The organism is Streptomyces sp. CS113, assembly GCF_002188365.1.
GTDB lineage: Bacteria > Actinomycetota > Actinomycetes > Streptomycetales > Streptomycetaceae > Streptomyces > Streptomyces tendae.
Window position 1 is genome coordinate 2,164,873 of sequence record NZ_KZ195574.1, and the last position, 19,326, is coordinate 2,184,198.

General features: G+C 72.7%; 18 protein-coding genes, 2 pseudogenes and 3 riboswitches. Of the genes and pseudogenes, 10 read left to right on the forward strand and 10 right to left on the reverse strand.

The window, feature by feature from the left end; all coding sequences use genetic code 11:
* Nucleotides 1–18: 18 nt before the first annotated feature.
* Nucleotides 19–1,167, reverse strand: a complete 1,149-nt coding sequence (locus B9W62_RS09305) for a pyridoxal phosphate-dependent aminotransferase (RefSeq protein ID WP_087806730.1) — start codon at nt 1,165–1,167, stop codon at nt 19–21.
* The gene (locus B9W62_RS09310; RefSeq protein WP_087806731.1) at nt 1,164–1,823 is read right to left on the reverse strand and encodes an RraA family protein; all 660 of its coding nucleotides are present in this window, start codon (nt 1,821–1,823) and stop codon (nt 1,164–1,166) included. Before B9W62_RS09310 ends, B9W62_RS09305 begins: the two co-directional genes overlap by 4 nt.
* Nucleotides 1,824–1,927: 104 nt before the next feature.
* Here B9W62_RS09310 and B9W62_RS09315 point away from each other — a divergent pair, with 104 nt between their 5' ends.
* Nucleotides 1,928–2,524, forward strand: a complete 597-nt coding sequence (locus B9W62_RS09315) for an MBL fold metallo-hydrolase (RefSeq protein WP_179235407.1) — start codon at nt 1,928–1,930, stop codon at nt 2,522–2,524.
* A 27-nt stretch (nt 2,525–2,551) separates the two neighbouring features.
* On the opposite strand, the gene B9W62_RS09320 is transcribed toward B9W62_RS09315, so the two are convergent.
* The 3 genes and pseudogenes from B9W62_RS09320 to B9W62_RS09330 all read right to left on the reverse strand — a co-directional run.
* Nucleotides 2,552–3,352, reverse strand: coding sequence for a hypothetical protein (locus B9W62_RS09320; RefSeq protein WP_179235408.1), 801 nt, complete (start codon nt 3,350–3,352; stop codon nt 2,552–2,554).
* A gap of 77 nt (nt 3,353–3,429) precedes the next feature.
* Nucleotides 3,430–4,074, reverse strand: coding sequence for an RNA polymerase sigma factor (locus B9W62_RS09325; protein WP_087806734.1), 645 nt, complete (start codon nt 4,072–4,074; stop codon nt 3,430–3,432).
* 71 nt (nt 4,075–4,145) lie between these two features.
* A pseudogene (locus tag B9W62_RS09330) lies at nt 4,146–4,693 on the reverse strand (cobaltochelatase subunit CobN); the annotation flags it as partial.
* Nucleotides 4,694–4,713: 20 nt separating this feature from the next.
* A riboswitch (cobalamin riboswitch) is annotated at nt 4,714–4,791 on the reverse strand.
* Nucleotides 4,792–4,894: 103 nt separating this feature from the next.
* Here B9W62_RS09330 and cobG point away from each other — a divergent pair.
* The 3 genes and pseudogenes from cobG to B9W62_RS09345 all read left to right on the forward strand — a co-directional run bounded on the left by cobG (nt 4,895) and on the right by B9W62_RS09345 (nt 7,867).
* Entirely contained in the window at nt 4,895–6,190 is a 1,296-nt protein-coding gene (gene cobG / locus B9W62_RS09335) for a precorrin-3B synthase (RefSeq protein ID WP_179235970.1), read from the forward strand.
* The gene (locus tag B9W62_RS09340; RefSeq protein WP_087806736.1) at nt 6,187–6,861 is read left to right on the forward strand and encodes a precorrin-8X methylmutase; all 675 of its coding nucleotides are present in this window, start codon (nt 6,187–6,189) and stop codon (nt 6,859–6,861) included. Before cobG ends, B9W62_RS09340 begins: the two co-directional genes overlap by 4 nt.
* Nucleotides 6,858–7,867: pseudogene (locus B9W62_RS09345) on the forward strand (precorrin-2 C(20)-methyltransferase). Before B9W62_RS09340 ends, B9W62_RS09345 begins: the two are co-directional and overlap by 4 nt.
* Here the strand turns inward: B9W62_RS09345 and B9W62_RS09350 are convergent.
* Complete coding sequence (locus B9W62_RS09350; RefSeq protein ID WP_087806737.1) at nt 7,852–8,640, reverse strand: cobalt-precorrin-6A reductase; 789 nt, start codon at nt 8,638–8,640, stop codon at nt 7,852–7,854. The pseudogene B9W62_RS09345 and the gene B9W62_RS09350 sit on opposite strands and share 16 nt — an antisense overlap.
* Before the next feature lie 39 nt (nt 8,641–8,679).
* Here B9W62_RS09350 and B9W62_RS09355 point away from each other — a divergent pair, with 39 nt between their 5' ends.
* Nucleotides 8,680–9,798 carry a cobalt-precorrin-5B (C(1))-methyltransferase gene (locus B9W62_RS09355; protein ID WP_087806738.1) on the forward strand — a complete coding sequence of 373 codons (1,119 nt, stop codon included), beginning with the start codon at nt 8,680–8,682 and terminating at the stop codon, nt 9,796–9,798.
* 24 nt (nt 9,799–9,822) lie between these two features.
* Here B9W62_RS09355 and B9W62_RS40640 read toward each other — a convergent pair whose 3' ends face one another.
* Both B9W62_RS40640 and B9W62_RS09365 read right to left on the reverse strand, forming a co-directional pair.
* Complete coding sequence (locus B9W62_RS40640) at nt 9,823–10,095, reverse strand: hypothetical protein (protein ID WP_256976253.1); 273 nt, start codon at nt 10,093–10,095, stop codon at nt 9,823–9,825.
* A gap of 104 nt (nt 10,096–10,199) precedes the next feature.
* A complete protein-coding gene (locus B9W62_RS09365) occupies nt 10,200–10,868 on the reverse strand; it encodes a TetR/AcrR family transcriptional regulator (protein ID WP_087806739.1) in 669 nt (222 codons plus the stop codon).
* Between the two features lie 58 nt (nt 10,869–10,926).
* On the opposite strand from B9W62_RS09365, the gene B9W62_RS09370 reads away from it, so the two are divergent.
* Entirely contained in the window at nt 10,927–12,375 is a 1,449-nt protein-coding gene (locus tag B9W62_RS09370) for an MFS transporter (protein ID WP_179235409.1), read from the forward strand.
* A complete protein-coding gene (locus B9W62_RS09375; protein WP_087806741.1) occupies nt 12,372–12,767 on the forward strand; it encodes a cupin domain-containing protein in 396 nt (131 codons plus the stop codon). Before B9W62_RS09370 ends, B9W62_RS09375 begins: the two co-directional genes overlap by 4 nt.
* Before the next feature lie 129 nt (nt 12,768–12,896).
* Here B9W62_RS09375 and B9W62_RS09380 read toward each other — a convergent pair whose 3' ends face one another.
* Entirely contained in the window at nt 12,897–13,304 is a 408-nt protein-coding gene (locus tag B9W62_RS09380) for a hypothetical protein (protein ID WP_087806742.1), read from the reverse strand.
* A gap of 61 nt (nt 13,305–13,365) precedes the next feature.
* Nucleotides 13,366–13,492: riboswitch (cobalamin riboswitch) on the reverse strand.
* Nucleotides 13,493–13,757: 265 nt separating this feature from the next.
* Nucleotides 13,758–13,879, forward strand: a riboswitch (cobalamin riboswitch).
* 48 nt (nt 13,880–13,927) lie between these two features.
* On the opposite strand from B9W62_RS09380, the gene B9W62_RS09385 reads away from it, so the two are divergent.
* Genes B9W62_RS09385 through B9W62_RS09395 form a run of 3 tightly spaced genes read left to right on the forward strand, consistent with a single transcriptional unit; the run spans nt 13,928 to nt 16,862 of the window.
* Complete coding sequence (locus B9W62_RS09385) at nt 13,928–14,953, forward strand: ABC transporter substrate-binding protein (protein WP_087806743.1); 1,026 nt, start codon at nt 13,928–13,930, stop codon at nt 14,951–14,953.
* Between the two features lie 35 nt (nt 14,954–14,988).
* Nucleotides 14,989–16,065 (forward strand): FecCD family ABC transporter permease, encoded by a 1,077-nt coding sequence (locus tag B9W62_RS09390; RefSeq protein ID WP_256976761.1) that lies wholly within the window; start codon nt 14,989–14,991, stop codon nt 16,063–16,065.
* Nucleotides 16,062–16,862, forward strand: a complete 801-nt coding sequence (locus tag B9W62_RS09395) for an ABC transporter ATP-binding protein (protein ID WP_087806745.1) — start codon at nt 16,062–16,064, stop codon at nt 16,860–16,862. The genes B9W62_RS09390 and B9W62_RS09395 overlap by 4 nt, the downstream gene beginning before the upstream one ends.
* Before the next feature lie 58 nt (nt 16,863–16,920).
* Here B9W62_RS09395 and B9W62_RS09400 read toward each other — a convergent pair whose 3' ends face one another.
* Nucleotides 16,921–19,197: a GmrSD restriction endonuclease domain-containing protein gene (locus tag B9W62_RS09400; RefSeq protein WP_087806746.1), complete on the reverse strand. Its 2,277-nt coding sequence runs from the start codon at nt 19,195–19,197 to the stop codon at nt 16,921–16,923.
* Between the last annotated feature and the right edge of the window lie 129 nt (nt 19,198–19,326).

Here is a 19,326-nt window from a genome sequence, read left to right on the forward strand (position 1 = left end):
GGGTGCCGTGCGGGGCGCTCAGGGGCGCGCATCGCCGAAGTAGCGGACGATCCGCTCCAGGCCGACCCACAGGTCGTCCTCACAGGCCGCGAACGAGATCCGCAGATGGCCCTCGCCCGAGGGCCCGTACTCGGCACCGGCGCGGACGATCACCTCACGTTCGGCGAGTTCGCGTGCGACCACCTCCGAGGGCAGGCCGGTGTCGTAGCGCAGGAACCCGTAGAACGCCCCTTCGGGAGGCACCAGGTGCAGACCGGGCACGCCGGACAACCGCTCGACCACCAGGTCGCGACGCCGGCGGTACCGGTCGGCCATGGCGTCGACGACGGCGTCCGGCAGGGCGAGGGCGGCCAGGGCCGCGTGCTGGACGGCCGTGTTCACCGAGCCGTTCCAGGTCCGGTGCACCTGCGCCGCCGCGTCCACCACCTCGCGCGGGCCGGTCAGGTACCCGACCCGCCAGCCGGTCATCGCGTACGTTTTGGAGAACGTCTGCACGTAGACCGTCCGGTCGCGCAGCGACGCGACCTCCAGCGCCGAGACCGGTTCGTGGCCCGGGTGGACCAGCCGGTGGTACGCCTCGTCGCTGACGACCAGGGTGTCGGTGCCGTCGAGGAGCCTGCCGAGGGCCGCCAGCTCCTCCTCGCGGTGCACGATGCCGGTCGGGTTCGAGGGGTTCGAGAAGATCGTCATGGCGGCGCCGGGAAGCGCGGCGGCCAACGCGTCCAGGTCCCAGTGCAGGTCCGGGGCGAGCGGCACGAAGTCCACGGTGCCGCCGGCGAGGACGACCAGGTCGGCGTAGAGCGAGTAGGCGGGTTCGGGGACGACCACGCGGTCGCCGGGGCCGATCGTCGCGAGCACGACCGCCGCCAGCGCGGCGGTGGCACCGTGGGTGACCAGGACGTCGTCCGCACCCCACGTCCGGCCCGGACGGGCCGGCAGCCTCGCGGCGAGCGCGGCGCGCAGTTCACCGAGGCCCTTCTGGTCGGCGTAGTGGGTGTGCCCCTCGCGCAGGGCGGACACCGCGGCCTGCACCACCGCCGGAGGGGTGGGGAAGTCCGGCTCCCCCATGGCCAGCGAGACGGCTCCCGGCGGGGCCGGGGCGAGGGCCGGGCGGCGCGAACGGCGGCGCAGTTCCTCGATGCGGACGGCGTGCGGTGCGGCGGTCATCGGGCCACCGCCGACCGGTCCCGGCGCGCGGCGAGGATGCGACCGCGCAGCGCGTCCTCCTTCTCGGCGATCTTGTCGACCCTGCCCAGCACCTCCGTCACCCGCCGCCGCGGGACCACGACGACGCCGTCCGCGTCCCCGACGAGCACGTCGCCCGGCGCCACGACCGTCCCGCCGACCGCCACCGGCGCTCCGACGGCGCCGGGCCCGTCCTTGAACGGCCCGGCGGGGGTGATCGCGCGCGCGTAGACGGCCAGCCCCATGGCGGAGAGCGCCTGTACGTCGCGGACCGCGCCGTCGACCACGGCGCCGGTGACCCCGGTGTTGACCATGATCTCGCCGATGAGGTCGCCGATCAGGGCGCGGGTGGTGTCCCCGTGCCCGTTGACGACCAGGACGTCGCCCGGCCGGGCTTCGTCGAGTGCCCGGTGGACGGCGAGGTTGTCGCCCGACCGCACGTCCACGGTGAGGGCGTGGCCCAGGAGGGCGGCGCGCTCGGTGAGCAGCCGGATGCCGCCGTCCATGACGGTCATCCGCGCCAGGGCGTCGCCGACGTGGGCGGCCGGCACCCCGCCCAGGCGGCGCGTCTCGGTCTCGGCGGCGCGGTCCCAGCTCGGAGCGACGGACACACCGTCCGTCGCCGCAGCAATGAACATGACGAGATTCCTTTCTTAAATGAGGCATCCATCTCAGATAAGAAGGACCATAGCCGCCGAAGCGCCCGGCCACAATGCCCCGGCCGGGGTCTAGGCTCACGCGGATGCGGATTACCAAGTACGTCCATTCCTGCGTCCGCCTGGAGCACGAGGGCGGCACGCTGGTCGTCGATCCCGGGGTCTGGAGCGAGCCCGCGGCGCTCGCGGGCGCGGACGCGGTCCTGGTCACCCACGAACACGCCGACCACGTCGATCTGTTGCGGCTGAGAGGGTTGGGCGTGCCCGTCCACGCCCCCGCGTCGGCGCGCCTGCCGGGTCTGGACTTCAACGGTGTCGTCGCCGGCGCGGAGTTCACCGCTGCGGGCTTCCGGGTGACCGCCCAGGGCGGGCGGCACGCACCCGTCCACGGCGGCCTCCCGGACTGCGCGAACCTGGGCTACCTCGTGGACGACCGGCTCTACCACCCCGGGGACTCCCTCCACCGTCCCGACCGGCCCGTGGAGACGCTGCTGGTCCCCGTCCAGGGGTCGTGGCTGAAGACGGCGGAGGCCATCGACTTCGTCCGCGCCGTCGCCCCGGAACGGGCCTTCGGCATCCATGACGGGCAGGTCAACGAGCGGGGCCTGAGCAGCCTGAACGGCTGGCTCGGCAACGAGTGCGGCGGTCGCTACCGCTGGCTCGCACCGGGATCGTCCGCGTGACGCGCACGCGCGGAGGAGGGGCCGGCCCTACTCCCCGTCGGTGAACTTCGGGTCCTCGGCCTGGTTGTAGATCTCCTTGCCCGAGGCGTCGTAGGCGTGGACGTAAGGGCTCGGGCCCAGGTAGCGCGGGCCGGGAGGCGTGTCCGGGGAGAGCGCGGCCCCGTAGACGAAGGCGCCGCCCGCCATGCGGGCCGGGTACTGCTTCGGGTCGTCGCCGTAGCTGACGGTGATCCTGGAGACGTCGGACGCGTAGTGCCCGGCGCCCAGCATGAGGTATCTCCCCTCGCCGGCGGGCACCATCATGGAGTCGAAGTACGCGACGACGCGACCGCTGCCCCACAGGCGGTCGTTGATGAAGGTGGGCGGGGAGTCCTGACTGGTGCCCTTGGCGCCCTTCGACTGGCACTGCACGTACTGGCCGGCGGAGTCGACGGCCACCACCACGCCGTCCCAGTCCGCCGAGGCGAGGGGCGTGCGGACCGCGACGACGGGCTCGTAGCGCGAGGCGTCCGGTCCCAGGCAGGAGGAGAGGATCTTGGTGACGGTCCCCGCGTCGATCGGGGTCGTCGTCGCGTCGGTGATGGTGAAGCCCGTCTCGCTCGAACTGCCGCCGGGCGCGGACGATGCGCTCTGACCCGCTGTCGGGGTGGAGGCGGCCGGACTTCCGCCGCCGTGCGCCGGGGTGGCGGCCTCCGGTCCGCTGTCCCCCGTACCGCCGAGGACGACCACGGCCGCGAGGCTCACCGCCGTCACCCCGCCGGCGACCCCGAGCGGCACTCCCCATCTGCGGCGCAGCGAGGTCCCGTTGTCCTGTGGACCGATCTTCATCAGTAGTTCCTCTCGGGTCCGCCGGTGGTCCGGCAGATCACGATCACAAGGAGCCGCGGGGATGCCCTGGCCGTCATTCATCGTGCGACCTCCTTCGGGTTGACGGGATGGTGGGAACCGAACGGTGGCGCGGCCGCGGCCTGGCCGAGATCGGCCCCCAGCCTCCGCCGCGCCCGGTGCAGCCGGGACTTCACGGTGCCGACGGCCACCTTCAGCACCGCGGCGGCCGCCTGCTGGTCCAGGCCCGACCAGACACAGAGCTCGACGACCTCGCGTTCGTGCCGCGGGAGTCGGGCCAGCGCCCGGTGGATCTCCGACATGCGGCGCTCGTCGTCGACCAGGCCGGCGACCCGCTCCGCGTGGTCGCCCACCGACTCCTGGTGCGACACGAGCCGGTGCAGCAGCGCCTCGGCCCGTCTCAGCCGCCGCCTGGTGTTCGACAACTGGCCGTTGGCGATGCCCAGCAGCCACGGCAGCGCCGAGTCGCGGTCGAGCACCGTCTCCGCCCGCCGCCGCCAGGCATGCAGGAACACCGCCGACGTGAGGTCCTCGGCCTCGGACCAGTCGGCCGTCCGCCGGAACAGGTGGTTGTAGACGGCCTTGCCGTGACGGTCGAAGATCCGGCCGAACGCCTCACGATCGCCGTCGACGGCCCTCGCCCACAGCTCCCGGTCGGACGACCCGCCGACCGGTGCGGCGGGACCAGCGTCGTTCAGTTCCATACTCCGTCCGTGTCCGGCACCCGGCGGGAGGTTCCCGCCGGCCGGCGCCCGGTGTCGCGGACGGACCCTCGGTCCTCGCTCTCCAGGTCGCCCTCCGTCTCCAGGTGAACCTGGCGGAGGGCTTCCAGGACCGACGGGTCCGGCTTCTCCCACATGCCCCGGGACTCCGCCTCCCGGAGGGACGCGCGGTTGGCCGGGTCCAGGACGTACGTCTCGGTCAGTCTGTCGTACATCCGGTCGGCCATGACACCCGTGGTGGCGTCGTAGCCGAAGAGGTGGTCGACGGTGGCGGCGAGTTCGAAGGCACCCTTGTAGCCGTGGCGGCGCATCGCCTCGATCCAGCGGGGGTTGACCACGCGGGCGCGGAAGACGCGGGAGGTCTCCTCGACCAGGGTGCGGGTGCGGACCGTCTCGGGGCGCGTGGAGTCGCCGATGTACGCCTCGGGGGCGGTGCCGCGCAGGGCGCGGACGGTGGCGACCATGCCGTCGTGGTACTGGAAGTAGTCGTCGGAGTCGGCGATGTCGTGCTCGCGGGTGTCGGTGTTCCTGGCGGCGACCGCGATGCGACGGTACGCCGTCTCCATCTCGCGCCGTCCGGCCTTCCTCGGGGTCCGCGCCCCGGGCGGTGGAGGACGGCGGGAGTTCCTGGCTCGCCCGGCCCCGTAGTGGCCGGACTCACAGTGGCGGGACCGCGCCGGGTTCGCACCGGGCTTCCTCCCCTGTCGCCGTCGTGGCGGCGGTGGACCGGGTGATCCACCTGGAGCAGCACAGTAAGGGTCACGACTGGAGGGCAGGGCATACATCCCGTGTGATGGTCGGTATGCTCGCCGCCGTGTCCACAGCTGCCCCGCTCTCATCGCCCCAGGCCACACCGGCCCTGCGGGACCGTGGTGACGCCTGCCCGGGAACGCTGCGGCTGCACGCCGCCGACGACGGCGCGCTGGCCCGGGTCCGCGTGCCCGGTGGCGTCCTCACCGTCCGGCAGGCGCACGCGCTCGCGGCCGCGGCCCTGCGGCTGGGCGACGGGGAGCTGCACCTGACCTCGCGCGGCAACGTGCAGCTGCGCGGGCTCCGTGACGCGTGCGGCGGGGAGTTGGCCGGGCTGCTGGACGCGACCGGTCTCCTGCCGTCGCCGGAGCACGAGCGGGTGCGCAACATCGTCGCCTCCCCGCTGTCCGGGCTGGACGGGCGCGGGACGCGGGACGTGCGGTCCTGGCTCACCGCCCTGGACGCGGGCCTGTGCGCGAGCGCGGTGTCGCGCGGACTGTCGGGACGGTTCCTGTTCGCGCTCGACGACGGACGCGGAGACGTGGCCCCGCTCGGTGCCGACGTGACCGTGCGGGCCACGGCGGACGGCGGAGCGCTCATGTCCCTGGGCTCGGCGCGGGAGTCGCTGCGGGTCGCCGCCGACGACGCGCCGCGAGCGGCTCTGCCGGCCGCCGAGGTGTTCGTGGAATGCGCGCGGCACGCCGGTGGGCGAGTCTGGCGGATCGACGAACTCGGGTCGCAGCGGCCGGAGTTGACACGCGCCGTGCGGAGCCGCCTGGCGGAGTCGGGGATCGGCTCCGTGCGTGTGCGGAAGGACATGACGGTCACCGGTGGGCCGCCGCCCGGCCTCACCGGGTCCGCGCTCTGCGTGCACGCCCCGCTGGGCCGCCTGACCGCCCCTCAGTGGCGGGCACTGGCCGACGTCGCCCCCGCTGAACTGCGCCTCACCCCGTGGCGCGGCATCGTCGTACCCGCCCCGGACCTGACCGACTCCGAACGGAGCGCGGCCCTCTCCCGTCTGGCCGCCACGGGGCTCGTCACCGACCCTTCCTCCCCGTGGCCGGGCGTCGGCGCGTGCATCGGCCGGCCGGGCTGCGGCAGGTCCCGCGCGGACGTACGCGCCGACGCCGCCCGCACCCTCGCCGCCGCGAGCGGGTCGCGCCTCCCCCTGTACTGGTCCGGCTGCGAGCGACGCTGCGGCCACCCCCGTGGCGAGCGCGTCGACGTGGTCGCCACCCCGGAGGGCGGCTACCGCCTCACCGCACCGGCCGGGGACGGACCGCCCCGCACCACCGACCTCGACGATGTCTCCGGGCTCGCCACCGCCCTGGCGGCGATCACCTCATGAGCCGTACCACTACGACCGAGAGCAGCGAGAACAGCACCGTGACCCCCTACGACTACGAAAAGGACGGCGCGGCCATCTACCGCCAGTCCTTCGCGACCATCCGCGCGGAAGCGGACCTCGCGGGGCTGCCCGCGGACGTCAGCCAGGTCGCGGTCCGGATGATCCACGCCTGCGGCATGGTCGACCTCGTGCGCGACCTCTCGTACACCCCCGCGGTGGTGCGGCGCGCCCGCGAGGCCCTGCGCGCCGGCGCACCCGTCCTCTGCGACGTGCGGATGGTGGCCAGCGGCGTGACCCGCAAGCGGCTGCCCGCGGACAACGAGGTGCTGTGCACCCTGTCCGATCCCGCCGTCCCCGAGCTGGCGGCGAAGCTCGGCACCACGCGCAGCGCCGCCGCCCTGGAGCTGTGGCGGGACCGGCTGGAGGGCGCCGTGGTCGCCGTCGGCAACGCGCCCACCGCCCTGTTCCGGCTCCTGGAGATGATCGAGGAAGGGGCGCCCCGCCCGGCCGCCGTCATCGGCGTGCCCGTCGGCTTCGTCGGCGCCGCCGAGTCCAAGGACGCGCTCGCCGCCCACCCCTTCGGCCTGGAACACCTGGTCGTCCGGGGCCGTCGCGGCGGCAGCGCCATCGCCGCCGCCGCACTCAACGCGATCGCGAGCGAGGAAGAATGAGCGGCAGGCTGTACGGAGTGGGGCTCGGGCCCGGCGACCCGTCCCTGACGACCGTGCGGGCCGTCGAGGCCATCACCGAGGCCGACGTGATCGCCTGTCACAGCGCCCGCCGCGGCCGGTCGATCGCACGATCCATCGCGGCGCGGCACATCCGCGCCGACCACGTGGAGGAGCCACTGGTCTACCCCGTCACCACCGGGGCCACCGACCATCCCGGCGGCTACCGGGGCGCCATCGACGACTTCTACGCTGAGGCGTCGGCCCGGCTGGCCGCCCACCTGGAGGCGGCTGGACGGTCGCGGTGCCGGCGGAGGGCGACCCGCTCTTCTACGGCTCCTACATGCACCTGCACAAGCGGCTCGCCAGCCGCTTCGACACCCAGGTGACCCCCGGCGTCACCTCCGTCTCCGCCGCCGCGGCCCGGCTGGGCACGCCGCTCGCCGAGGGCGAGGAGGTGCTCACCGTCCTGCCCGGCACCCTGCCCGAGGAGGAGCTGACCGCACGGCTCGCCTCGGCGGACACGGCGGTCGTGATGAAGCTGGGGCGCACCTTCCCCAAGGTGCGGCGACCCCGGCAAGATCCAAACGACACCCCCCTAGGTGCCGCACGGTACGTGGAGCGCGCCACCATGGCGGGAGAGCGTCTCGGGGAAGTCGCCGAGGTGGACCCCGAGTCGGTGCCGTACTTCTCGGTGGCGGTGCTGCCGAGCCGGGTCGGTGCCGAACCGGCCGTCCCGGAACCGGGGTCGACGGGCGAGGCCGTCGTCGTGGGGACGGGTCCGGCCGGTCCGCTGTGGCTGACGCCCGAGACGCGGGGCGCCCTCGCCGCGGCGGACGACCTGGTCGGATACACCACCTACCTCGACCGGGTGCGGCTGGCGGAGCTGGACCAGGCCGAGGTCGACATGCGCACGATCCTGCTGGTCGGCTCGTCCCGGACCCGGACCGTACGGCGTGGAGGCGGCGACGAGGTCGTCTGGACGCCCCGCCGCTATCCGCGGACGTGAGGACCGCGCCGCCGCGCGGACCGGTGGCGCGCGTGTGCCTCGCGTACCCACCGCGCCGCCTGGTCGGGCCCGGTCACCACGGGCACCCCTTCGGGCACCGGCGGCCTGCGCACCACGACGACGGGCAGTTGGGCCTCGCGGGCGGCGGTCAGCTTCGGTGCGGTGGCCGCGCCGCCGCTGTCCTTGGTGACCAGGACGTCGATCCGGTGCCGGCGCAGCAGCTCGCGCTCCCCGTCGAGGGTGAACGGGCCGCGCTCCAGCAGCACCTCGGTGCGGGCGGGACACGGCGCCTCGGGCGGTTCCACGGACCGGACGAGAAACCAGAGGTCGTCCAGGCCGGCGAAGGCGGCCAGCCCCGTCCGCCCCGTGGTCAGGAAGACGCGTCGTCCGAGGGAAGGCAGCAGGGCGGCCGCTTGCGCCAAGGAGCCGGTCTCGTGCCAGACGTCCCCCTCGACCGGCACCCATCCGGGGCGGCGCAGCGCGAGCAGGGGAACATGGGCGGTGGCGGCGGCCCGTGCCGCGTTGAAGCTGATCGTGCCGGCGAAAGGGTGAGTGGCGTCGATGAGCAGGTCGACCGTGTGCTCGCGGAGCCAGGCGGCGAGCCCCTCGGCGCCGCCGAAACCGCCGACGCGCACCTCGCCGGGCGGTGTTCTGGGCGCGGCGACCCGTCCCGCAAGGGAGTTCGTCACCCGCAGCCCCGGCAGCGGTTCGGCCGCCAGCCGTTCGGCGACCCGGCGGGCCTCCGTGGTGCCGCCGAGGATCAGCACGTGCACGACAGGTCCTTCATCACGATCCCTTTCCGGAAGTGAGGCATGAGCGGCGAGGCCAAGGGCGGTCGCAGCGCCCAACTCAAGCACACCGGTCTGCGCCACGGCTGGACCACCGGCGCCTGCGCGACCGCCGCGACGACGGCCGCGTACACCGCGCTGCTCGCCGGTGACTTCCCCGACCCGGTGACGATCACCCTGCCCAAGGGGCAGACGCCGTCGTTCGCGCTCGCGGCCGAGGAGCTGACGGACGCGTACGCGACGGCGGGGATCGTGAAGGACGCCGGTGACGACCCGGACGTCACCCACGGCGCGCTGGTCCGGGCGACGGTACGCCGACTGCCTCCGGGCTCCGGCGTCGTCTTCCGGGCGGGGCCGGGCGTGGGCACCGTCACCCGGCCCGGCCTGCCGCTGCCCGTCGGCGAACCGGCCGTCAACCCGGTCCCCCGCCAGATGATGCGCGACCACGTCGCCCGCGTCGCCGAGCGGCACGGCGGCAGCGGCGACGTGGAGATCACCCTCTCCGTCGACCACGGCGAGGAGATCGCCCGGTCCACCTGGAACCCCCGCCTCGGCATCCTGGGCGGCCTCTCCATCCTCGGCACCACCGGCATCGTCGTCCCCTACTCCTGCTCGGCGTGGATCGACTCCATCCGGCGCGGGGTGGACGTGGCACGGGCGGCCGGCCGTACGCACGTCGCCGGATGCACCGGGTCCACCTCGGAGAAGACGGTCGTCGCCGAGTACGGGCTGCCCGAGGACGCCCTGCTGGACATGGGCGACTTCGCGGGCGCCGTGCTGAAGTACGTGCGCCGCCACCCGGTGGACCGGCTCACCGTCTGCGGCGGCTTCGCCAAGCTGTCCAAGCTCGCCGCCGGACACCTCGACCTGCACTCCGCCCGCTCCCAGGTCGACAAGGGCTTCCTCGCCGAGCTGGCCCGGCGCGGCGGCGCGGACGAGACCCTGGCCCGCGAGGTGGCCGCGGCGAACACGGGCCTCGCCGCGCTCCGGCTCTGCCGGGCGGCCGGGGTACCGCTGGGCGATTTGGTGGCGATCGCCGCCCGTGACGAGGCCCTGTCCGTGCTGCGCGGGGCGCCCGTCGCGGTCGACGTGATCTGCATCGACCGCGCGGGCGCGGTGGTGGGCCGCAGCCCCGTGGCGTGAACGGCGGAGCGCGTCCGCGCGTCCTCAGCAGACGTGCCGGTCACGCTCCGGCCCGCTCGGCCGGCTCCAGCTCGGTGGCGCGGAGGAAGTCGGCGGCCTTGCCAGGACTTTGAGGACGTCGCGGACGTCGCGGACGTCGCGGACGTCGCGGACGTCGCGGACGTCGCGGACGTCGCGGACGTCGCGGACGTCGAGGACGTCGAGGACGTCGAGGACGTCGAGGACGTCGAGGACGTCGAGGACGTCGAGGACGTGCTGGTTGCCGCGCACGAGGCGGAACGTCTCGGAAATGTGCACGGTGCCGCCCAGCCGCGCGCAGGTGAGCAGTTCGCGGAACTTCGGGCGCTGGAGCGGGTGGAGGCGGCTGGAGGTGCCGGGTCGGGTACCTCCGCGGCACGTCGTCAGCGGTTGGCGAGGAGGCCGTCCACCAGGGCCCGGAGCCCGTCCTGGTAGGTGTCCTCGGCGGTCAGCGGCGCCCAGCGGTCCGCGGCCTGCGCCAGGCGGGGCAGCTCGCTCGGGTCGAGATCGGCGAAGACCTGCTCCCGGTAGGTCGTGCGGTCATCGTCTGCGCGCCGCCGGGTCGCTGTCGTCCTGACCACGATCTCTCCGGCGGTGTAGTACCAGATCGAACGGTAGCCGTGCACGGCCCGGTCGAGCGGGAGGCCGCATTCAACCAGGCCGTCGACGATCTGCTCGACGAACCACAGCGCGGATGTGGACATCAGGTCGTCGGCAGTCAGTACCTCCACGATCCAGGGACAGGCGGCGAGCGCCTCGTGGATCGCGGTGGCGGCGACGACGATCCGCTCACGAGGGTGGGCCGGCAGTTCGGGTCGGCGCAGTGTCCGTGCGGCGTAGTCGTCCAGCAGGAGGACGAGCAGTTCTTCCTTGTCGCGGACGTGGTGGTAGAGCGCCATCGGCGTGCTGCCGACCTCCGCGGCCAGCCGCCGCATGGTCAGTCGGTCCACGCCTCCCTCGGTCACGATCCGGCGGGCTGTCCCGATGATCTCCTCGCGGGAGATACGGGGAGGTCGGCCCGGGGTTTTGCGTGGTGCGGACGGCTGCGGCATGTCCCCATCATCCCCCAGGTGTCGACAACGGCCACGCCCCGGCGCTAAGTTTTCTTACATGTATAAAAACTCTCGGGAGAGGCCAGGCGTGGTGCTGGCGGCAGCCGCCGTCGCCCAATTCGTCGTCGCGCTGGATATGTCCGTGGTCAACGTCGCGTTGCCCGCGATCCGCACCGCGCTGGGATTCGCGCCGCTCGACCTGTCGTGGGTCGTGCACGTGTACGCGCTCACGTTCGGCGGGTTCCTGCTGCTGGGGGGCCGTGCCTGCGACCTGTACGGCCGGCGTCAGATGTTCGTGCTGGGACTGACCGTCTTCGGGCTGTGCTCGCTGGCAGGAGGGCTGGCCCAGACGCCTTGGCAACTGATCGCCGCACGCGCCGGGCAGGGCCTGGGCGCCGCCGCCGCCGCACCGGCCGCGCTGGCGATGCTCACCACCACCTTCACCGAAGGCCCTCAGCGCGTCCGCGCGCTCGGAGTGTGGAGCGCGGTGAACGCCGCAGGTGGCGCGCTGGGCGTGCTGGCAGGCGGGCTGCTGACCGAGTACGCGGGCTGGCGCTGGGTCATGCTGATCAACCTGCCCATCGTCATAGCGGCTCTCGCTCTCGTCCCCGCCGGGGTGCCCGCCGGAACAGCACCGGCCCGGCGCGAACGGCTGGACGCGCCGGGCGCCGTCCTGGCGACCGGCGGAGTCGGGCTGCTGGTGCTCGGTGTCGTCCGCACCGACACCCTTGGCTGGGACTCCCCGGTCACGTGGGCGACCCTCGCTGCCGCGGCCGTAGTGCTGACCGTCTTCGTCTTCGCCGAGTCGAGGGCCGACGCACCGCTGCTGCGCCTCGGCCTGCTGCGCAGCCGCTGGGTCGCCGGCGCGAACGTGCTGGTGTTCCTTGCCGCGGCCGGGCAGTTCACGGCGTTCTACTTCGTGTCCCTGTACATGCAGCAGGTCCTGGGCATGGGTGCCGCAGCGACCGGCACCGCATTTCTGCCCTTCTCCCTGGGTCTCGTTGCGGGGACCGTCGTCGCGACCCGCATCACCGCGGCACGCACCCCCCGCGTGTCCCTGGTGCCCGGCGCCCTGCTGGCCGCCGCGGGCCTGGCCTGGTTCGCCCTCATCAGCCCCGACGGCAGTTTCCTCACCGACGTGCTCGGCCCCTCCCTCGTCACCAGCGTCGGCGCCGGACTGGTCCTGGCCCCGGTCGCCGCTGCCGCGACCACCGGCGTCGCTGCGCGTGAGGCCGGCATGGCCTCCGGCCTGATGAACAGCTCCCGCCAACTCGGCGGCTCCATCGGCCTGGCTGCCCTGGCCACCATTGCCGCGCTTCACACCGGCACAGCCACCGGCCCCGCCGCGCTCAACGACGGCTACGCCCTGGGCCTGGCCGTCGCCGCCGCCGTCTTCGTGCTCGCGGCGGTCGTGGCGATCGGTGTGCTGCCGCGCCGCCGGCCCGTCACACCTCTCCCGCAATCCACCGCCCCCGAAGAGAACCAGCTGGAAGGAACACCGTCATGAAAACCACCACCGTCGACCTGTTCGCCTCGGCGCTGCACTTCCACCCCGACGGCGACGTCCGAGCCACCGAACGGCAGATGACGAGCAACGGCTCCGGCGCCTGGCAGATCGCCACGTTCCACGTGGAGACCGACGCCGACGTTCACGCCGACCACTGGGAGATGCACCCGGAGGCCGAGGAAGCCGTGTGCTGTCTGGCCGGCGGCGTCCGCCTCCACTTCCGTCCCAACGGGCCCGGCGAGGCCGAGGAGATGGTGCAGTTGCAGGAAGGCACCGCCGTGATCGTCCCCCGCGGTCGCTGGCACCGCCTGGAACTGGACGCCCCCAGCGACCTGATGTCGATCACTCTTCGCAACGGCACCCGCCTCGAAAAGCGAACCGACACCCTCTGAGCGGACGGTGGCCCGGCCAGGCCGGGGACGATCCCGTGCGGGGCGGCGCCGACGGACGCCGACGAGGCACGGGCTTCGTACGGATTCCCCGTCCTCCTCCCTCCCTCCCCCGGCTCTCCGTCCGCGGGGTCAGAAGGCCCTACGCCGTCGCGGCGGCGTGATGGCGTACAGGTCGAGGATGTCCGGCCGCGGCGCGACGCCCGGTCCGCCGGCGCGTGCCCAGGCGGCGATGTCCTCGGTCGCGTCCGGGTCGTTGACCAGCCCCAGCCACACGGGCCGGGCCCCGGCTGCCCGGCCCTCCGCGGAGGGCTGGACGACGACGACGTTGGCGTGGTCGCAGGCGTCGAGGCAGTCGGAGACGCGTACCGGTACCGCGGCGCGCAGGCGTTCGGTCTGGGCCGCGTGGTCGACTCCGGTCACCTTGGGGCTGCCGCAGCAGCAGTCGCGGCACACGACGACGCGGCAGGGCGCCGGGCCACCGGCCCCCGCTCCGGTCCTGGCGTCGTGGGTCGTTCGTCCGGTCGGCGTCGCGGGCATGGGTGCCGTCCCTCTCTCCGGGGAGATCCGCCCCGGTGGTCCGTCGAGGAGGCGACCGCGTGAGTCTCCTGGCTCTCGGGTCGCCGCCCGCCCCGGCCTTCCCACCCGCTGCCGGGCAGTGGCCTGTCGGGACGCGCTCGCCGATCACAGTGGCGGGACCGCGCCGGATTCTCACCGGCTTCCTCGTTCCGCCGTCGCCTTGTCGCCCGCCATCCTCCCACGGGACGGCGCTCACGGAACGGTGCGCCTGTCACCGGGTGTTCGCTTCGCCGCGGTGCCGCGGTGCCGCGGTGCCGCAGGTCCGCGGCGGAGCGGTGCCGCAGTGCCGCGGCGGAGCGGCGCCACGGCGGAGCGGCGCCACGAACTGCGCGGCGCGGCCCGGCCCCGCACGCCCGCCCTTTCGCCGTCGGCTCGGGGAACCGTAGGATCGCCTGGTCATCGCCGCGACGGGAGACAGGAAGCCGGTGCGAATCCGGCACGGTCCCGCCACTGTGACCGGGGAGCGCCCCTCCGACATGCCACTGCGCCGAGCGCGGGAAGGCGGAGGGAACGTCGATCCGGGAGTCAGGACACTGGTCCGTCGCGGGCCCGATCCGAGGAGCGCGGACTCCAGGAGGCTTCACGTGTCCCCCTTGTTCACCCCTGCCCGCACGCGCGGGCTCCTCCGTGCCACGGCCGCTGCCGTGGCTCTTTCGTCGGTGCTGCTGACCACCGGATGCGGTTCGTCCGACGAGGGCGGCGGGGACCCCAAGGCCACCGCCGCCGCGCCCGCGGGCTTCCCGGTCACCATCGACAACTGCGGCGTGCGGACGACCTACGACGAGCCGCCGTCGCGGGTGGTCACCATCCACCAGCACCCGGCGGAACTCATGCTCGCCCTCGGTCTGAAGGACCGCATGGTCGGCACGGCGTTCCCCGACTCCGCCGTCCTGCCCGAGCTGGAGAAGGACTACGCGGCGATACCCGAACTGGCGAAGAAGGAACCGTCGTTCGAGAGGATCCTGGACGCCGAACCCGACTTCGTCTACGGCGGCTACGGCAGCGCCTTCTCGGAGCACGAGGGCCGTTCCCGCACGGCGTTCGCCGACGCCGGCATCGACACCTACCTCAACCGCGAGTACTGCGGCAAGAAGCAAGTGACGATGGAGGACACCTACGAGGAGATCCGCACGGTCGGCAGGATCTTCGGTGTCCCGGACCGGGCGGAGGAGTTGGTCACCGACCTGCGACGCCGCGTCGGCAGGGCAGCCGCCGAGGTGGCGGGCGAGGCCGAGGTGCCCGTCTTCGTCTACGACAGTGGCGACAAGAGCGCCTTCACCGCGGGCGGCAAGGGCCTGGGCACCGACCTGATCCGGCTGGCCGGCGGCGAGAACGTCTTCGCCGACCTGGACGACGTCTTCGGCGACGTCTCCTGGGAGCAGGTCGTCGAGCGCAAGCCGGAAGTCATCGCCGTCTACGACTACGCCGGCGCCGGAAGCGTCGAGGAGAAGAAGAGGTTCCTGCTAGCCCAGCCGGCGCTCGCCGACGTACCCGCCATCAGGAACAAGCGGTTCGTCGTCCTGCCGCTGACCGCGACGCTGGTCGGCATCCGCTCGGCCTACGCGGTCGACGGCCTGGCCCGCGGACTGCACCCCGAGAGCTTCCGGTGACCCGGGCCGCCACCGGCACGTCCGCCGAAGGGACGGTGCGGGGGCGGGAGTCCACCGGATCAGGACGGGGCCGTACGCGGCTCGGCGTCACGCTGCTGGTACTCACCGCCCTGCTCGTCGTCTCCGCGACGGCGGGCCTCGCGATCGGCTCCGTGCACGTGCCGCCGGGCCAGGTGTGGGGCATCGTGACGCACGCGCTGGGCGCCGGCCGGCAGGAGCCGGACTGGTCACGGGCCCGGGAGACCATCGTGGTGGACGTACGGGCGCCGCGGGTGCTGCTCGGTGCGGTCACCGGCGCGGGACTCGCGGTGATCGGCACCGCCCTGCAAGCCCTGGTGCGCAACCCGCTCGCCGAGCCGTACCTGCTCGGCGTCTCCTCCGGGGCGTCGCTCGGCGCGGTCTCGGTGATCGTGTTCGGGTTCACGCTCTTCGGACCCGCCTCCCTGTCGGTGGCCGCCTTCCTGGGCGCCCTGGGCGCGCTCCTGCTCGTGTACGCCACCGCCCGCACCGGCGGACGCATCACCTCGTCGCGGCTGGTGCTGTCGGGCGTGGCGATCGCGGCGGTGCTCACCGCGGTCCTCGATCTGCTGCTGCTCACCACCGACCGGGGCAACGAGGCCCGCGCGGTCCTCGCCTGGACCCTCGGCGGTCTCGGCGGCGTCAACTGGGACACGCTGTGGCTGCCGAGCACGGCCCTGCTGCTCGGCGTCGGCGTCCTCATGGTGCAGGCCCGCAACCTGAACCTGCTGCTGGCCGGCGAGGAGGCGGCGAGCACGATGGGGCTGGACGTGGCCCGCTTCCGCGCCCGGCTGTTCGTCCTGCTCTCCCTCGTCACGGGCGTGCTGGTCGCGGCGGCCGGACCGATCGGCTTCGTCGGCCTGATGATGCCGCACATCGTGCGCCTGTTCGTCGGCGGCGACCACCGCCGGGTCCTGCCGACGGCGGCACTGGGCGGAGCAATCTTCCTCATCTGGGCCGACATCGCCGCGCGGACGATCGCCGCACCGATGGAGATACCCGTCGGCGTGCTCACCGCCCTGTGCGGCGGGCCCTTCTTCCTGTGGCTGATGCGCCGGGACGCCCGACGCGGCACCGACCGAGGAGTGGCATGACCGCGAGCGACACGACCCCGGCCGAACTGTGCGTCGACGGCGTCACGCTCACCGCCGGAGCCCGCCACCTGGTGCGCGACGTCTCCCTGACCGCCCGCCGCGGCGAGACCATCGGCCTCGTCGGCCCCAACGGCAGCGGCAAGTCCAGCCTCCTGCGCACCGTCTACCGCGTCCTGCGCCCCGACACCGGCCGGGTCCGGGTCGACGGAGACGACGCCTGGACGCTGCCGGTGCGGCAACTGGCCCGTACCGTGGCGGCGGTGGTCCAGGACTCGGCCGCCGACTTCGACCTGGCCGTCCGCGAGGTCGTCGCCATGGGCCGCACCCCGCACAAACGCCTCCTCGCCGGCGACACCCCCGAGGACGCCGGCCTCATCGACCGCGCACTCCTCGCGGTCGACGCCGTCCACCTGGCCGACCGCCCCTTCGACCGGCTCTCCGGCGGCGAGCGCCAACGCGTCCTCATCGCCCGCGCCCTCGCCCAGCAGCCCACCCTCCTCGTCCTGGACGAGCCCACCAACCACCTCGACATCCGCCACCAGCTGTCCGTGCTCGGCACCCTGCGCCGCCTGCCCACGACCGTGCTGCTCGCCCTGCACGACCTCAACCTGGCCGCCTACTACTGCGACCGCCTCTACGTCCTGCGCGCCGGTGAAGTCACCGCCTCCGGACCACCCGCCGAGATCCTCACCCCGCGACTCCTGGCCGACGTCTACGGAGTCGCGGCGGAAGTCGCCACCCATCCGCGCACGGGCGCCCCGCAGGTGACGTTCCTGCCCGAAGAGCCCCCCGTCTGAAGCACTCCGGCGCCGCCCCCGGCTCCCGGCACGGCGAGTACGGCAACCACGGGGACGCTCATCCCCAGTGCTCCTCCTGGTAGCGCAGGAGGTGGTCCCCGTGGAGTTGCTTGGTGGCGTTGCCGACCCGGACCCAGAAGTCGGTGGCGGCGTTGCCGCCCTTGGCGGGCTTGGCGAACACCGGCTTGCCCGCCGCCGCAACGCTAATCTGGCAGACGACACTCCCGGAGATCTCCGGGAAGCGCACGCGGACGGTGGTCGCCGTTGGGGTCGACAGGCTGTTGTCGAGGAGTTGACGCACGAAGAGTTCGTACCCGTCGACGCTGGCCTGCGACTCCAGAGTGGTGAGGTCGTTCTCGATGCCGAGGACGGTTCCGTCGTCGGCGACACCGATGAACAGGTTCCCGCCCTCGCCGTTCAGGAAGCCGCAGACGGCCTTGACGACGTTGTGCCGCAGGGTCTTGTCGGCCTGCTGGGTATGCACGTTCCAGCGGGCGCTGGCCTTGAACTCGGTGCCCTGGGACTCGCCGGCGGCGATCATGTCAGCCGGGGTGGTGGAGACGTACCCAGGGCGTTCGCCCGTGAGCGTCTCGAACGCTTCCCGCACGACCTTGGCGATCAGTTGGCGCCGCCGTTCCAGGAAGGTGAGGTAGTCGAGTTGCGCCCAGCCGACCGGGAGCGCGTGCCATCGCACCTGCCGCTCCAGCACCTCCGGGGCCATTGCGTCGGTGATGTTCGGCCAGTAGTCGTGGGGTGCGTCGTTGGGGGACGGTCCGCCGGTCGGCCACGTCACGTAGGCCATGTTGGCGATGGCATTGACCTGGCGCCGGTCGGTGACACCCAGACCGGCCAGCACCTTGCGGTGGAACAGATGGTCCCGATCGACGGCCTTGGCGAGTTGGACCGAGGGGTCCAACAGATCGCGGATGCGCTGCTCGCCGAAGAGCATCTCGGCGTCGAGGATGTTGAGCGCCGCCTGATAGGCGAACAGCACGGGTGAACGCGACGAGGACGTGTCCAGCCGGTTCGGCAGGGAGATGTCCCAGTAGTCGCCGGTGAAGTTCGCCGCGATGATCCGGTCGAGTTCCGCGGTGAAGGCGCGGCCGTCACCTGGCGGCAGCCCACCGAGCCTTCCCAGGTCGAACTCCATCTGCGACTCAGGCGAGTTGGAGTATCGACCGGTGGTGTGCGCCATGAAGAACCACCGTCCGATCACGGAACGGAGTTCATCAACCGTCAGTCCGAAGTCGTGGCGCCCGATCAGCCAGATCGCGTAGCTGTACAGCAGCGCGTTGTCGGAGGTGATCATCTTTCGACTCCGGAAGCCCGCCGCCGCGACGCACCGGAAGAACTCGTGCCAACTGGTCAGGTCCAGGACCTTCGTGTGGGCAGCGGCGAGCCGATCGAACTGCTCCTGCCGTCGAGCGGCGGTCACCTTGCCGGTTTCGAGGTCCTTTCCTCGTAGGACGCTGTAGACGTGCTGCAATCTGGCGCGCCGGAAGGCGACGGCGACGGCCACGCGGAGTAGTTGGTCCGGGCTGGGATCCAGGAAAGCGTTACGGGGGCTCGGACCGGGGAGCCCTGCGACCACCGCGCCGCGGCTGAAGTCCTCGAGCTGGCGGCGGCCCTTCTCCCAGTGCACCGACATCAGGGTGAGGATAAAGTCGGACTGGTTGAGCTTCACGCCTTCGGAGTTGATGCGCACGAAGATCTCAGCGACCTGCTCCTCGTCGGCGGAAGCACCCAGTTCCACCACCTGGAAGGGGAATTCCTGCAGGTCCCGGACCCGGTCCACCCGTTCTTCGAGTTCATCCCTGACAGCGTGCGACAAGGGTCGGCCGCCGACCTGTTCGAGCCGTTGGAAGAACTGCCGAACGGTGGGTTTGTACCCAGCCTGGGCCCAGAGCGCAGTGATGTCCGGAATGAAGTGGGCGTCCCGCTCGATGGCCGCGTCCGTGACCTCGAAGGTCTCGTCCTCCGGGCGGAACGCGATGCGGACGTTAATCTCCTCGAACGACTTGGTGACGATCTTGCGCCCGGTGAGGACGGCGAACAGGGCGGTGAGCCGCTGCTGCCCGTCGACGACCAACAGCTGAGGGGCCCGGTCGCCGGCTTCCGTTCCGATCTGCCGCGTCCCCACCTCGGCGCCGGTCTCCCAGAACATCAGGGTGCCGATCGGGTAACCCCGGTACATCGAGTCGAAAAGATCGCGGGTCTTCGCCGCGGACCAGACGAACGGCCGTTGGATGTCCGGCAATCCGATACGGCCGCCTTCGATGTTCTCGACCAGGTGCCGGAGCGTGTAACCCGTGACGCGATACAAGGTGGGTGGCACAGCCGGGGGCTCCTGACGTCCGTGGGCGACTGATCGAGGGAAGCGGTCATGGCGAGTGAACGGCAACAGATTAGCGCGCAGATCTGACCTGACGTCAGAAAACAACGGCACCCTGTACCGCGGACCGGC